This window comes from Scytonema hankhaensis NUACC26, assembly GCF_045865695.1.
GTDB lineage: Bacteria > Cyanobacteriota > Cyanobacteriia > Cyanobacteriales > Nostocaceae > Scytonema.
The window spans coordinates 19,772-33,124 of the sequence record NZ_BAACAP010000254.1; the positions used below are offsets into that span (position 1 = coordinate 19,772).

Sequence of the window (13,353 nt, forward strand, 5' to 3'; positions counted from 1 at the left end):
TTACTCCTCTGCCTTATTCTTAGTTTGTTGCTCTAAGAATTGTTTTAGGTGAGGTTGATCTAATTTCAGATTAATTTCTTTAGCTTTAGCAGTAATTTCCTCTGGTGTCAAACCGTCTTGAATTGAAGTAGCAATTAAAGCAACAGCACTTGCCCTAGCTCCGGCAGCACAGTGAATTAAAATTGGTTTGGGTAAATTCTCAATTTCTCGAATTGCTTTATCTACCAATTCCTGATTTGGTTCGGAAGGATTTAATGGAATGTTGGTATAATCAAGTCCTGCGGCTAGTGCCTGTTCCTGTTCGTCAGCTTGAAAGCCAGTTTCTTGAGGAGAACGCAGGTTTACTATAGATTTGAACCCTTCTTTTGCTGCCTGTTCCAATTCTTCAGGGGTAATTTGTCCGCCTGCACTAAACTGTTCGCTTACTTTTTTGATGTCTGTCATAACAAACTTTCTCTAACTAATTTACACTAATAAAGAACCCAGCAATACAGGCTGCTTTAATGCTTGGGAAAGGGGGCTGAGGGCAAAGTCTGTTGGAGCCGCAAAGCGATGCCAATCGGCAATTGAACCAGGGCGGTGGTTGAGGCTCATCGTTCAGATTGTCTGTATAGATGATGGTTAGGCAAAATTTTTATACCAAATTGAAAAAAGAATGGGATAGATAGATTGGTTGAGATGAAGTCTAAGGACAACTTTCTCATATTATGTCCGGCAAATTAGTCATCATAAAACCTCAGCAAACTTCTTCGCGTCTTTGCGACGGCAGGCGCTACAACTGGTGGTAACCAGAGCAACGCGCTGCCTCGCCTTTGCGTGAGGTAAATCACAATTGTTTAACCGGACATGATATCAATCCAAAATCTAAAATCCACGCATGGTATTCCTCAATCTCCATCAATTCAACAAATCTGGTTGAGCGTGAGTAATTTCATCCCACAAATACTGAAATCCACGCCAACCTGCTTCGTGAGAACCATTACGTTTTTGAATCCCTAGGGCAATATCGTGGTCGATGGGAATGGGTTTATCTACAGCTTCTGCTAACAATTGGGATTGAGCTGCATCTTCTAGACGGATGAACCACCAAGCGGCTTCGTCTACACTGTGTCCTACGGTTAACAGTCCATGATTGCGGAGGATTGCAGCTTTGCGATCGCCTAGTGCTTGAGCAATGCGTTTTCCTTCACTTGTTTCCAACACAATGCCTTTAAAATCATCAAATAAAGCATGATCTTGATAAAAGGCAGCAGAATCTTGGGTAATGGGGTCAAGCAATCGACCTAGTGATGACCAAGTTTTCCCATAAAAAGAATGAGCATGAGCCGCAGCGATGATATCTGGACGGGCTTCGTGGATTTGTGAGTGAATAGCAAAAGCTGCTTGATTCAGTAGACCATCACCTCGAACAACGTCACCTTGAGGATTGACCAAGATCAAGTCTGAAACACGAATGCGACTGAAATGAACTCCAAAGGGGTTGACCCAAAAATGGTCAGTGAGTTCGGGATCGCGGGCTGTAATATGTCCTGCTAGCCCTTGGACAAAACCGAAGCGAGCAAAAACTCTTAAAGCAGCTGCTAAACGTTCTTGGCGATGGCGACGCTCTGCTTCCACAGAAGTGAAGGTTGGTGGCTTAACAAGACTACCATTGCGGACGAAAGAAGTTTGTACCATAATTCTTAACTCCTATCAATAAAAGATTGTGTAGATGTGTAAGTACTCAATACCTCAGGAACAGGTGGTTCATACAAAACACGTACTGGCGAGAAAAATACCTACAAAAATGCTACACTGGTGCCTAGTGCTCCTACCCAAAGTGAAGCTCGTAACCCGATGGTGTCACCCAGTCTTCCCCCCAACAATGCCCCCACACCGAAGCAGACCCCAAATCATAAAGCGGATACTGGCATTCATTCTACCCTGTAGTCCGTCTGGTAAAAGAGCCTGACGCAAGCTTATCCGATCGTATTACCTCGCTTTATTGGGAATGCCAGAAAATACGAATAATTGTTGCTCTTTGGGTGCAGGTAAATTTTCACCAAGGTAACGATGAATACCTACGCCCATATCTCCTGTGGCGGTAAGTTTGAACTTCACTTCTTCAAATTCAAATGCTTGCAAAAATTGCCGCACGTCATCGGAATAGGGAATACCGTTAGAGTGTCCGCGAGTCCAGATAACAAAAGTACCTTGTTTGCTGAGAAATCTCAAATTGTCTAGCAAGCGTTGGAGTTCGGCTTCATCAGCAAGATTGCCGAAGACACCACATACGATCGCAACGTCTGCTGGTACTGCTCCTACATAGTTAGCAGAGATCGTCGCATCATCATTGATAAATTCTATTTGCTTTGCCAGACCCAATGATTCTATAGTTGTTTTTCCACGTTCAACTAAATTCGGGTTTAGCTCAACGAGTCTTGCATAGACATCTTGGGCGCGAGGATGATTGGCTAGGGTTCCTAGCAAATCCCGTCCATCACCAGCGCAAACACTAACTACACGGATTCTTCCTGGTGGAGATGCATCCAAGCTGTAGGATATGTATTCCCGCACGATTTCTAAGCGCTGTTGCAGCTTTGGTTCAGTATTATAGAGATCGTGCCATTCTAACCAGTCTTTTGGCATAAAGGGTGATTCCCATTTCTTGCAAACTGTAGCAACGTAGAGTGACAAGCACGCTGTCAATCAAGCAAAATACGATAAATTTATCGACTAATAGTAGTTTAGGCTGGATAAACAGTATCATAAAGACTCATCCAAAATCAAGTCTGCTGGCAATACTAAATGAAAACCCAATCTGTCAAGAACTCAACTATGAGGGCTGGTAACTGTCACTTAATTACTACCCACATTTACCCAATACTCGCCTTTTTGAGAAGGTTCGTTGACTTCAATTAACATCAGAGTCCAACTAGATTCTGAACAAATTTTAAGATTTATTAATGGATGAAAAGTTGACTTTCAGAGGGCGATTAATTTATGATGAGTTCTTAACCAAGACTAGCGAGAAAGGCTTTGCAAATTTTGGGTCAAACCAAATACTCGTAAACACGTCTTTGCATACAAGTCAAGGTTTTAGAGCAATACTAATGTAAGCATTGGTATTGTTGACATTCACCCAATCTAACAGGTTCTACTGGCGACGCTTTGGTTGACACAGGTCTTCAAGAGATAACCCAAGCTCAAGCACAAGGATGGAAATGAAAGCCCCGTCAGTGAGTGAAGGTGTAAATCCTTCAGGGGAGGAGAAATTGACCGCTATTTCTCCGTGTTTGTCCAGATCTGTTCACTTGTGGGTAGGTTTGGGTAGACATTTACGAGCGGTTAGAGAATGGATGCTTCTGTTCATTCTGTCTTTATTATGGGGTGGTTCTTACTTTTTTATAATAAATACAGGTGAAAACCCCGTACCTTTAGGTCGGGGATGAAAACCGATCGCATCCTTTAGGATGCCTTCAGCTTCTTTTTAAGAGAACGAATAAACTCGCGGAGCGCTTCACTTTGCTGCCTACTAGGTCTATTTGGTAGCGCGAGCGCCAACTTAATTTATTTCCGCATACTTGCTGTTGCAGGTACGACTAACGTCTCATTGGTAAGCTTTTTGATTCCAATTACTGCGCTCTTACTCGGTGTCTTTGTCCTCGGTGAAAGGTTGGATTGGAATACTTTTGCAGGTATGGCACTCATTTTTACAGGATTAGCCGCCATTGACGGAAGGCTTTTGAGATTACAATAAAAACTATTAGCATTACTAAATACATGGAAGACAAAATTCTTGAGCGCATTCTCACCGCTACAGCTACCCCAGACCTCCTTGATATTTTAACGAATCGGCTAAGTTTGTCAGACTTACAATCTCTCCTCCTAGAGGTGTATCGCCGACGTGCAGCTAACCTCAGACCCAGCGACATCTTAAAGCAGTATGAACAAAATCGCTTTGTCACGCCGTCGGGTGTAAGTCCGCAGCAACAACTGGAATTCGATCGCCTCGCCTATTCTCTGCTCCCACCAGGGTTTGAGGTGCTGGAACTGTCGCCTGTCTGTCCGCTTGGGACAAACTCGGTCGTGGCGACAGTCAATCAAAACAAAGTACTTACCACCATTCGCAATACCGAAGTGACCGCAGATGCGACGAATGTTCTGGCTCTGGAGTGTGCGCGGCGGCGAGCATTATCCGCCAAACACACACGTCCCCTTGAAGCAACAAAATTGTGCGCCAGCCATCGCTTGCTACGAACTCAGGGAGTGCATGGTTCAGCATCATTCCCACATTTTCGTATACTCGCTCTTTGTACGGCTGGGCGTGACACAGGTTCCTATCGCTTTGAGATTGATGCCCTCACAGAACATCTAGAATTCTATCTCCGTCTCTTTAATGCAGCCAACAACGCCGGATTTGCGATCGCGGACGTGCGTGTCTCGTTGACCGCGTTTGATGAAGCTCGCTACAATACACTCCGAACGTTCGTGCTCGAAAAACTCGCTGCCAAATACGCACAAATCACCTTTGCCTTCGATCGAGACCGCGAATCTGGGCGTGGCTACTATCGCGATGCTGGATTTCATATTTATGGTCGTGACTCATCGGGAACCGAGTATTTTCTTGTGGATGGTGGGTTTACCGATTGGACGCAGCAATTACTGAACAACCAGAAGGAACGGTTGCTCATTAGCGGGATAGGAAGTGAGCGGTTTGTGTTCTGTTTTAGATAAAGAGCCAGTTGTGTTCATTGAATCAGAGAGGGCAACCAACAATACACTAAGTACTGAACATTTATTTTTAGTTTTAAGGAATCTACGTGTTAGAACTTTACAGCTACTATCGTTCAACGGCTTCATATAGAGTACGGATTGCACTAGAACTCAAAAAAATTACTTATTTGTATAAAAGTGTTTCCGAATTAAGAAAAGGTAACCCAGAGTTTACAACAAATTACCAAAAAACTAATCCTCAAAAATTAGTTCCTACCCTCATTGATGGTGAAGCTGTTATTACCCAATCCTTAGCAATCATTGAATATCTAGAAGAATATCGTCCGCAACCTGCCCTTCTACCACTAGACATTTTTGCACGAGCTTATACAAGACAAATTGCCCTTTTGATAGCCTGTGATATCCATCCATTAAGCATCATGAGAGTTCGTAAATACTTGACTGACCCAATAGGTTTAAATCATGCTGAAAAAATGAATTGGTACCACCACTGGCTAGGAGAAGGTTTAAACGCACTTGAGAATCTTCTAGCTAACAGTAAATTTTGCGGCAGTTTTTGTTATAGTGATGCTCCAACGATCGCGGATATATTTCTCGTACCTCAGGTTTATAATGCCGAGCGATTTAAATACCCTTTAGAGCCATATCCTCATATTCGCCGAATTTATGAAATATGTATGCATCATCCTGCATTTATTGCCGCACAACCGCATCTACAACCTGATGTTGTGGAGTACAATCCAGAAGATGAATATTAAGAAATAAACGTTGCAGTTATTGTGGTTTGTTTGCACTTACAGCCATTTTCAGGTAAATAGACCACATGGAGTAGGGTGGGCGTCCGATCCCGCCCTCTTATCCAGAACGGGCGAGGACGCCCGTACCACAAGAAAATGCTATGGTTCATTTAGGTGAAAACTGCTGTAATTCGGATTCACAAAGTGTATAACACCATCTAGGGTTGGGAGACGATAAGGCGCAAGGAACCGTCGAACTCGGGCAGCGTTCGCAAGGCACTGTGGCAGATATCCCAAGTGCCGTTGTCGAGATCGCGGCGTAAGCGATCGACGTAGCGGCGGCTAGTTTCTTGGCTCACGAAGCTCCATGCAGAGCAAGCCAACCGGGCACCATCTTCCAGCAACCGCTCGGGACGCCCGTAATAGGCTTCGTTGAACCCATCCTTGCAGTGGAGAGGGATAGGAACTGAAAGGGTGGTCACGCGACCGCCAAGAAGCGAACCAATCTGTTGCAGGGCAGGGTATCGGCGAGCCTCCGCCGCCAGCACATCCGGGGCGTAGGCGTTCAGCCAAAACTGTTGCACTAGATCGGGGTCGCACGACAGGACAACAACCGGACCCTTCGTCACCCGCCGCATCTGGTGCAGTCCGGCGTCCAGATCGCTCCATTGATGCACGGTGAATGTCGCCATGCTGGCGTCAAAGTGGCTGTCCGGGAATGGCAGCTTTTCGGCGACGGCATCGATCGCAACACTTAGATGAGCGGGTCGCTGTGCTCGCATTGACGCGGAAGGCTCAACAGCGGTCACGTCGCGATCCAAAGGTTCATAGGAGCCTGCGCCAGCACCGACATTCAGCACTGTTCGTGCTGTGCCGAGTGCAGCATTGATAAACGCAGCTATCCGTGGTTCTGGCTGACGGTATATAGAATAGTCTTTCCCAATTGTGCCGTAGTTTGCATCACCGGCACTACCATCATCTTTTCTTCCTGCCATGTGTTCTACATCTCTTGGGAAGGTAAGCTACAGCAATTTATTTTCCACAATGGTTATTATTGCTGCTTCATTGTTTGTATTGTACGACAAAAACCGCAGGCTTTAGCCCCTCCCTCCAAAGCTTGTAGTGATTCCTGTTTCCGCAGCACCAGCTATGCAGCACGACGTAGATAGAGTTAACTCTGGATCGTTTAAATTGTTATTTTTAACTATAGCTTGCGCTTTCGACATTGGATGACAGTTATGGCTGATGCCTTATGATAGCGCTCTAAATACCTTTGTTGTGTTGTTAACTCCCCCCCAAGACGACTGTACTGGAGGTGGTTTCGCTTCTAAAGTAATTGCTCAATGGATTTTAGCGAGATTACAAATAAATATTCCTAATGGAAAAATATTTGTACTTTCCAATCCTGAAAAAATAAATATGACTGGATTGAAATGGCTTGACCCAAAAGTAGAGGTAGAAGCAAGTAACCCCAACGCATAACAAAAGACCCACTAGAGCGCTTCTAGTGGGTACAATGATTTAAACTTCAAATACCATTCCATTATGACCATAAATCAACCAACCATAGAAGAACGTTTAAGTAGGTTAGAAACCCTATTTGTCAACGTTGGCGAAAAAGTTGCAGAACATGACGAAACAATCAAGCAGCATGATGAAACCATCGCACAACATGACGGTAACATTGATGTGCTAGTAGCCAATATTCAGGAACTAAAAGAAACTGTCAAAAATCTTACTGAAGAAACTACCCGCAACATCAACAGATTAGCAGAGGAAGCAGCACAAGACCGTCAGCAAGCCGCACTCGACCGTCAAGAGTTTCGTAGGCAGATGGAGGAACGCCAACGCGAAATACAACAAATCTGGCAATACTTGCGTGACCGTAATGGTGGGAGCACTCCACCACAACAATAAGCACTACTGTTAATAGCGTTTACCTTCCCTGGTTTTTTCAGCTATTGGAATTTACGCATTATTTATGTGTTATTTATATTACGTAATTTAGAGGAAAGTAAATAGGCATGGACGCGCTAAGGTTTTAGCTCAGGAAGAGATACAGTTAATCTTCAGTGAAGGTCTACCCAATGACCGGGATAGAACCTTGTTTGGCGTCTGCCTGTTTTCAGCGTGCCGTCTCCGCGAGTGCTGCACTGTCCTAGTCATTGGGTCTAATGGAAGTTTCGGGGAAAGGATAGATTTTGGTAGTGGCTTTATCTTTAAGTAAGCACCGAGCTGGATTTACTCCCGATTTGCTGGTCTAACAATTCAAATGCAGTGGATGGTTGAGAGTCGCTAGTGCTAAGTGCAAGGTTACTTATTCATTTTGCAAAAAACAAACCGAGTTAGTCGAGTCGATTGCGTTATCAGTGATGCATCTTTACTACAGAATCAATAACGCTCTGTTCTATATGAGAATTGCCTATTCATCTTTATCTGGCTGTGGCTTATTTAACTCCTCCTGTGCATCCGCAAAGGCATTGTCAATTTTATGACGGTCTGAGGTTTCTATGTTCGCTAGTATCTCACGTAAGGCGTTGAGTTCTGCTTGTATGTTGACGCTTGCAGGTGCGGGTAAACTGACTTGTTGAAAATTGACGTTTGCAGTGCTACTATCTCCCGTTATAATTGCGCTACCAGTTGCATTATCTCCAACAGAAACTGAACGGTTTTGCCCGCTTTGGTCATTAAATTGAGTGGGATCGAGTTTACGAACTGATTCCGCTTTGGACACACCAAAAGTTTGCCAACCATTATAATCAAGCACAAAATCTCTGGCTTGAAAGTGGGGATGATTTGATTTCACTACTTGGCTGACTGTACCACCGACGATCGCGGAGTTTAGTTCTACATTAGCTGTATAAGATTTACCAGCACCGATCGGACCACGCATATAGGGATCGAGAGATAGATAAATTGTGCGTGTTAAAATTTCGCCATTTCCTGGTTCGGGAATTGATGTTTCAACAAGTGCAAAATCACTTTCGGTTGGTTCACCGACTGGGCGACTTTTAAGTAAGATTTGCTTGTTAATTAAATCAGACATAATATTCTTTCTTTGCCCATCTTTTGCATTGAAATACAACGATAGGAGACTATCTTGCTTTTTGCTTGTAACTGTGTCAATATCAATACTACTATATTTTAATCAACTTAACGTGTATTTTTAAAATAAACTTGCACCGGAAGCTGCTGCTTTAACGCTCTCGCGTGGTAACATACTGTTGCAGCCTCCTAATCAAGAGTATCGCACCGACCTTGCAAACCAGGCAAAACTGCTGGCTCGTTTAGGACTTATCAAACAGGAGCCAGATTAGAGTCAGGTGATTGATACAAAATTGGCTGCATCTATTAAAACATGAATTTAATAACAATTCATACCTTGATTCAGCAACACTGAATTTTTCAGTTATATGCTTGTGCCACTGATTTAATTGCCACAAGTTTATTAACTAGACCAGCCGTAACTATAACAGTTCTGACAAAAAGGTCTTTTATTGTCAGAAAAAGTCATGCTTCTTGCTGTGGTTATTAAACTTTTAAGGAAATTCAATAACCAATGGTGATGACTTTATACATAGTTAAGCTGAGTCATTAAATACAAAAATGTCAAACTTATCTTCACAGTATCCATACACCTATATATATCAGTTGGCAGCACCATATAACGATGAATGGGCTGCTAGCATACCAGAGACTGAACCAGTGATACAAAAACATTGCAATTTTCAAACCAATAGCTTGCTCTTGTCAAAAAAGTCAGAGCGGTCAATTAACTGGTTTTGGAAGCATTTAAAACACAGTTATCGTGGTTTAGGAATTACCAAAGATTAGACATCTCCAGAAATTAATCATACATTACTCAAAAGTCTGGTAGGGGCGCAAGGCATTGCGCCCTTAAAGGACGTTGGTAAAGTCTTAATTCATACTTGCCGAGCGCGAATAGAATTCGCGGCTATACAAGCAAAACCCGCCTATGCGCTTCGCGCACGCTACACGAACGCAGGTTAAATTTATTAGTCCGCCTACGCGGACTTGGTTTGTGTAGTAGCGAGTTATATTCGCCCAGGACTTTTAAAACATCCTCTTACATCTTTGTTATGAAGGATCTTTTGGAGGCAACTCATGATAGAGTGTTCTTTATAAAACATACATATCTCTATCGGATTACCGAACTTTATAAAGAGGCAGAAATTTATGAGTAACGTTTTGGAAGAAGTTTTATCAGCCAACCAAAATTACGTGGAAACTTTTGGCGAAAAAGGTAGTCTCGCTATGCCACCGAAACGCCGTTTTGCTATTTTAACCTGCATGGATGCCCGTCTCGATCCCGCTCAATTTGCTGGATTGGCTGAAGGAGACGCCCACGTTATTCGCAATGCAGGTGGACGTGTGAGCGATGACGCCATTCGCTCTCTGGTTATTTCCTACAAACTTTTAGGGACTCGCGAATGGTTTGTGATTCATCATACTAACTGTGGCATGGAAACCTTCACTAACCAAATCATCAGCGATTTACTTAAAAGTAGCCTGGATACTGCTTATGTTAATGAAGCAGGTTGGCATGACGTTGGTTCTGGTTCTGGATCGGGCGAAGGGGTATATATTAATTGGTTGACAATTGACGACCTTGCTCAAAGCGTGTACGAAGATGTCAAGCGCATTCGCTTGCACCCATTGGTACCATCTCAAATTCCTATTTATGGCTATATCTATGATGTCAAAACTGGGAAACTGATTGAAGTTCTTGAAGCAATTGAAGTTGGCAAAGCTAAGCAGTAATAAAGCTAATATTTACCCTAAATAGGCTGTAATCCTTATCCAGCGTTACTTTTGGCTATTCTCCCCATATAGTCTCCCCACAGTTGAGCGGCTTGAGCACTACTCCCAGATATGGGGGCATTATTGTCATTTCCCAGCCAAATTCCCGTTGCCAGTCGTCTTCCAGGAATAAAGCCAATAAACCATAAATCAACGTTTTTATCTGTTGTCCCTGTTTTACCAGCTTCACCCAATCCGACAGCAGCGCTGCGACCATCGCTTTGCTCTGTTATACTCATCCTGTTTAATTTTGCCCAGATCTAGCATTCGCTTCAGTACGCGATCGCGATATTCAATTGTTCTGAGCTTATTGTCCTTATCCCCACATAAATCGAAAGCGTTGGGTGAAGGTAAAATTCCTACCAGCGTTGCTGCTTCCGACAAAGTTAATTCTTTTGCCGATTTGTCAAAGTAGTATTGGGCGGCTTCCTCAAAGCCAGAGATATTCGGTCCCAAGTAAACCCTGTTTAAGTAAGTCAGCAAAATATCATCTTTGCTGTAAAACGTTTCTAACTTCAGAGCGACCACTCCTTCTCGAAGTATACGTCTTAAAGAAGTCGGTCCCCCAATATAATCGCGAAACAAACTCCTTGCGACTCGCTGGGTAATGGTACTAACTTCTTGTTGGACACCATCACTACGGGTATTGATAAACACAGCACGCAAAATTCCCAGTAGGTCAATCCCAAAATGCCAGTAATAACGGCTATCCTCTCTTGCTACTACTGCTGCTGGTAAATAAGGACCAAAGTCCTGTAACCGCTTCATGTCAATGTGAACCGTAGTATGCGGTTCGCGTAAGCGTGTTTCTCGATCGCGAGCGTAAATAATCACCGGTCCTCGTGTGGCTGCTGGTAAGGGTCTAACATCAAATTTCAACCCTTCTAAGTAGATAGCTAAAATCATCAGGCTAAAGAGACTACCAATGCTATATGCAGCTAAACGACGAAAGTACGACATCCAACGGAATCTCATGCTCCTTAGCATCAATTACAAATTGTTCCCCAGTCTATCCTTGCTCTACAAAAGCAACTTCCATCAATTCTCCGGTAATTTGTTGTACATGGAGGAAAAGTAACAAGTTGTAAAGGTAAAATATTTTGATAAACTAATTATTAGTTTATCAAAATTTTAAGGTGTTATATATTTTATTGTTAAGGGGCTTGAATTTTACCCATTCTTCGTGAGAGACTATACAATTAAAGTACGGTTCTTCCATCGATAAACAGTATTTTATAATGTCAAGTCATTCACGGGAAAATCCCACAACCAAGTATGAAAGTAATTTCCCATGCCCGATGCCCTATTTTCTAACTAGTGTTCCATAAATAAATTACTGTTTTCTCCAAAGACTTATGAACGGGCTGATTGCTATAGATTTGTGTCTGTTGTCTCGATCGCTGATGAAAACAAGTTTGGAAGATTAAGGGGTGAAGCTCGTGAGCGTAAATCAATCAGAGCAAAGGCGACTGTCTACTAACTCCACTCAAAATTTAGAAACTGATGTCTTGGTAATTGGCGGTGGTCCCGCAGGTACTTGGGCTGCTTGGAATGCAGCAGCCAGTGGAGCAAGAGTCGTTTTGGTAGATAAGGGTTACTGCGGTACAAGTGGTGCAGCAGCAGCTTCAGGAAATGGTGTGTGGTATATTCCACCAGATCCCGAACAACGCGAATCAGCAATGGCAAGTCGGGAAGCGATGGGAGGATTTCTTGCCAACCGCCATTGGATGACTCGAGTTTTAGATCGAACTTACGACAACATTAATTCACTGGCAGACTGGGGTTATCCCTTTCGAGTTGATAATAATGGAGTTGCAATCCGTCGCTCTTTGCAAGGTCCGGATTATATGCGCTTCATGCGGAAAAAAATTCAGCAAGCAGGAGTGAAAATTTTAGACAACAGCCCAGCTTTAGAACTGCTTGTGGATGCAGAAGGGACTGTTGCGGGTGCATTGGGTATTAATCGCCAATCTGGAGAACAGTGGAAAGTCCAAGCAGGAGCAGTTGTCATTGCCACAGGAGGTTGTGCTTTCTTGAGTAAGGCTCTCGGTTGCAATGTGCTGACGGGAGATGGTTTGTTAATGGCAGCAGAGGTTGGCGCTGACTTCTCTGGCATGGAATTCTCTAATGCTTATGCTATTTCTCCTAGCTTTTCCTCTGTCACCAAAACTCGTTACTATGATTGGGCATCTTTTACCTACGAGGATGGTACGGTCATAGAAGGGGCTGGCTCTAAGCGCGGTCGCTCTGTCATTGCCAAAACTTTGCTGACTCAGCCAGTTTATGCCCGCCTCGACCAAGGTGTAGATGAGGAGACGAAGGCATGGATGCGGGCATCTCAGCCTAACTTTTTTGTTGTTTTCGATCGCGCTGGTATTGACCCCTTTACCCAACGCTTCCCCATCACTTTACGTTTAGAAGGAACTGTGCGCGGCACGGGAGGAATTCGGATTGCAGATTATACCTGTGCCACCTCAGTAACCGGGCTTTACGCTGCGGGAGATGCCGCAACTAGAGAGTTAATCTGTGGTGGATTTACAGGTGGAGGTAGTCACAATGCAGCTTGGGCAATGTCATCTGGGTACTGGTCTGGTCAGTCAGCAGCTACCTATGCCTTGAGTTTAGGAGAGAAAGCAACGCAGCGCCTGGTACGAGGAGTGGGTGAGGTCGGATTGCAGAGTGCCGGAAACCATACTTTATCTCCAGAGGAAGCGATTTCAGCAGTTCAAGCCGAAGTTTTTCCCTACGATCGCAATCTATTCCGTACTGCCACAGGCTTAAGCGCATCTCTAGAAAAACTCGATGACCTCTGGCAAGAAATTTGCAACAGCCAAATTCCTACAGACAGCAAAGTTATTCGCACGCGAGAAGTTGCGGCGATGGTTGCCACTGCCCGTTGGATGTACAACAGTGGATTGCAACGTCAAGAAACTAGAGGAATGCATAAACGGATGGATTACCCTCAGCAAGATCCCAATCGGCAATATCGATTGTTGAGTGGAGGGTTAGACAAGATTTGGGTCAAACCTGAATCAGCAGTGGTAAGTAAAGAATTAGTTGCAGTGTGATTCAACAAAAA

Annotated in this window: 16 protein-coding genes and 1 pseudogene; 9 read left to right on the forward strand and 8 right to left on the reverse strand. The window is 43.8% G+C overall.

What is annotated here, in order from left to right; genetic code table 11:
• From ACKTT2_RS50365 to ACKTT2_RS50380, 4 genes are all read right to left on the reverse strand, one after another.
• On the reverse strand, positions 1-444 hold the full coding sequence (locus ACKTT2_RS50365) for a protein tyrosine phosphatase family protein (protein ID WP_407900654.1): 444 nt from the start codon (positions 442-444) through the stop codon (positions 1-3).
• Between the two features lie 21 nt (positions 445-465).
• The gene (locus ACKTT2_RS50370) at positions 466-594 is read right to left on the reverse strand and encodes a hypothetical protein (protein WP_407900655.1); all 129 of its coding nucleotides are present in this window, start codon (positions 592-594) and stop codon (positions 466-468) included.
• A gap of 303 nt (positions 595-897) precedes the next feature.
• Positions 898-1,677, reverse strand: coding sequence for a class II aldolase/adducin family protein (locus tag ACKTT2_RS50375; protein ID WP_407900656.1), 780 nt, complete (start codon positions 1,675-1,677; stop codon positions 898-900).
• A 294-nt stretch (positions 1,678-1,971) separates the two neighbouring features.
• A complete protein-coding gene (locus tag ACKTT2_RS50380; RefSeq protein ID WP_407900657.1) occupies positions 1,972-2,628 on the reverse strand; it encodes a class I SAM-dependent methyltransferase family protein in 657 nt (218 codons plus the stop codon).
• Positions 2,629-3,203: 575 nt separating this feature from the next.
• Between ACKTT2_RS50380 and ACKTT2_RS50385 the strand changes: the two genes are divergently transcribed.
• The 4 genes from ACKTT2_RS50385 (at position 3,204) to maiA (ending at position 5,474) form a co-directional block, all read left to right on the forward strand.
• On the forward strand, positions 3,204-3,431 hold the full coding sequence (locus ACKTT2_RS50385) for a hypothetical protein (protein WP_407900658.1): 228 nt from the start codon (positions 3,204-3,206) through the stop codon (positions 3,429-3,431).
• Positions 3,432-3,481: 50 nt separating this feature from the next.
• The gene (locus ACKTT2_RS50390; protein WP_500691438.1) at positions 3,482-3,739 is read left to right on the forward strand and encodes an EamA family transporter; all 258 of its coding nucleotides are present in this window, start codon (positions 3,482-3,484) and stop codon (positions 3,737-3,739) included.
• A 23-nt stretch (positions 3,740-3,762) separates the two neighbouring features.
• A complete protein-coding gene (locus ACKTT2_RS50395) occupies positions 3,763-4,716 on the forward strand; it encodes a hypothetical protein (protein ID WP_407900659.1) in 954 nt (317 codons plus the stop codon).
• An 86-nt stretch (positions 4,717-4,802) separates the two neighbouring features.
• Positions 4,803-5,474, forward strand: coding sequence for a maleylacetoacetate isomerase (gene maiA, locus ACKTT2_RS50400; protein WP_407900660.1), 672 nt, complete (start codon positions 4,803-4,805; stop codon positions 5,472-5,474).
• Positions 5,475-5,671: 197 nt separating this feature from the next.
• On the opposite strand, the gene ACKTT2_RS50405 is transcribed toward maiA, so the two are convergent.
• Positions 5,672-6,448 (reverse strand): class I SAM-dependent methyltransferase, encoded by a 777-nt coding sequence (locus ACKTT2_RS50405; protein ID WP_407900661.1) that lies wholly within the window; start codon positions 6,446-6,448, stop codon positions 5,672-5,674.
• A 250-nt stretch (positions 6,449-6,698) separates the two neighbouring features.
• Between ACKTT2_RS50405 and ACKTT2_RS50410 the strand changes: the two genes are divergently transcribed.
• Positions 6,699-6,935 carry a hypothetical protein gene (locus ACKTT2_RS50410; protein WP_407900662.1) on the forward strand — a complete coding sequence of 79 codons (237 nt, stop codon included), beginning with the start codon at positions 6,699-6,701 and terminating at the stop codon, positions 6,933-6,935.
• Positions 6,936-6,998: 63 nt separating this feature from the next.
• Positions 6,999-7,370: a hypothetical protein gene (locus ACKTT2_RS50415; protein WP_407900663.1), complete on the forward strand. Its 372-nt coding sequence runs from the start codon at positions 6,999-7,001 to the stop codon at positions 7,368-7,370.
• A 505-nt stretch (positions 7,371-7,875) separates the two neighbouring features.
• On the opposite strand, the gene ACKTT2_RS50420 is transcribed toward ACKTT2_RS50415, so the two are convergent.
• Positions 7,876-8,499, reverse strand: coding sequence for a hypothetical protein (locus ACKTT2_RS50420; RefSeq protein ID WP_407900664.1), 624 nt, complete (start codon positions 8,497-8,499; stop codon positions 7,876-7,878).
• 560 nt (positions 8,500-9,059) lie between these two features.
• Here ACKTT2_RS50420 and ACKTT2_RS50425 point away from each other — a divergent pair.
• Together ACKTT2_RS50425 and ACKTT2_RS50430 are read left to right on the forward strand one after the other, a co-directional pair.
• Positions 9,060-9,287 (forward strand): hypothetical protein, encoded by a 228-nt coding sequence (locus ACKTT2_RS50425; protein ID WP_407900665.1) that lies wholly within the window; start codon positions 9,060-9,062, stop codon positions 9,285-9,287.
• A gap of 363 nt (positions 9,288-9,650) precedes the next feature.
• Positions 9,651-10,235 carry a beta-class carbonic anhydrase gene (locus tag ACKTT2_RS50430; protein WP_407900666.1) on the forward strand — a complete coding sequence of 195 codons (585 nt, stop codon included), beginning with the start codon at positions 9,651-9,653 and terminating at the stop codon, positions 10,233-10,235.
• Between the two features lie 35 nt (positions 10,236-10,270).
• Here ACKTT2_RS50430 and ACKTT2_RS50435 read toward each other — a convergent pair whose 3' ends face one another.
• Entirely contained in the window at positions 10,271-10,513 is a 243-nt protein-coding gene (locus ACKTT2_RS50435) for a hypothetical protein (RefSeq protein WP_407900667.1), read from the reverse strand.
• Positions 10,491-11,210 (reverse strand): annotated as a pseudogene (locus ACKTT2_RS50440) (transglycosylase domain-containing protein); the annotation flags it as partial. The gene ACKTT2_RS50435 and the pseudogene ACKTT2_RS50440, both read right to left, overlap by 23 nt.
• Positions 11,211-11,713: 503 nt before the next feature.
• Here ACKTT2_RS50440 and ACKTT2_RS50445 point away from each other — a divergent pair.
• Positions 11,714-13,342, forward strand: coding sequence for an FAD-dependent oxidoreductase (locus tag ACKTT2_RS50445; RefSeq protein ID WP_407900668.1), 1,629 nt, complete (start codon positions 11,714-11,716; stop codon positions 13,340-13,342).
• Positions 13,343-13,353 lie beyond the last annotated feature (11 nt).

Bases quoted from the DNA above. Each gene is read 5' to 3' on its own strand.
- ACKTT2_RS50365 (WP_407900654.1), bottom strand. From the start codon at position 444: ATGACAGACATCAAAAAAGTAAGCGAACAGTTTAGTGCAGGCGGACAA.
- ACKTT2_RS50370 (WP_407900655.1), bottom strand. From the start codon at position 594: ATGAGCCTCAACCACCGCCCTGGTTCAATTGCCGATTGGCATCGCTTT.
- ACKTT2_RS50375 (WP_407900656.1), bottom strand. From the start codon at position 1,677: ATGGTACAAACTTCTTTCGTCCGCAATGGTAGTCTTGTTAAGCCACCA.
- ACKTT2_RS50380 (WP_407900657.1), bottom strand. From the start codon at position 2,628: ATGCCAAAAGACTGGTTAGAATGGCACGATCTCTATAATACTGAACCA.
- ACKTT2_RS50385 (WP_407900658.1), top strand. From the start codon at position 3,204: ATGAAAGCCCCGTCAGTGAGTGAAGGTGTAAATCCTTCAGGGGAGGAG.
- ACKTT2_RS50395 (WP_407900659.1), top strand. From the start codon at position 3,763: ATGGAAGACAAAATTCTTGAGCGCATTCTCACCGCTACAGCTACCCCA.
- ACKTT2_RS50405 (WP_407900661.1), bottom strand. From the start codon at position 6,448: ATGGCAGGAAGAAAAGATGATGGTAGTGCCGGTGATGCAAACTACGGC.
- ACKTT2_RS50410 (WP_407900662.1), top strand. From the start codon at position 6,699: ATGCCTTATGATAGCGCTCTAAATACCTTTGTTGTGTTGTTAACTCCC.
- ACKTT2_RS50415 (WP_407900663.1), top strand. From the start codon at position 6,999: ATGACCATAAATCAACCAACCATAGAAGAACGTTTAAGTAGGTTAGAA.
- ACKTT2_RS50420 (WP_407900664.1), bottom strand. From the start codon at position 8,499: ATGTCTGATTTAATTAACAAGCAAATCTTACTTAAAAGTCGCCCAGTC.
- ACKTT2_RS50425 (WP_407900665.1), top strand. From the start codon at position 9,060: ATGTCAAACTTATCTTCACAGTATCCATACACCTATATATATCAGTTG.
- ACKTT2_RS50430 (WP_407900666.1), top strand. From the start codon at position 9,651: ATGAGTAACGTTTTGGAAGAAGTTTTATCAGCCAACCAAAATTACGTG.
- ACKTT2_RS50435 (WP_407900667.1), bottom strand. From the start codon at position 10,513: ATGAGTATAACAGAGCAAAGCGATGGTCGCAGCGCTGCTGTCGGATTG.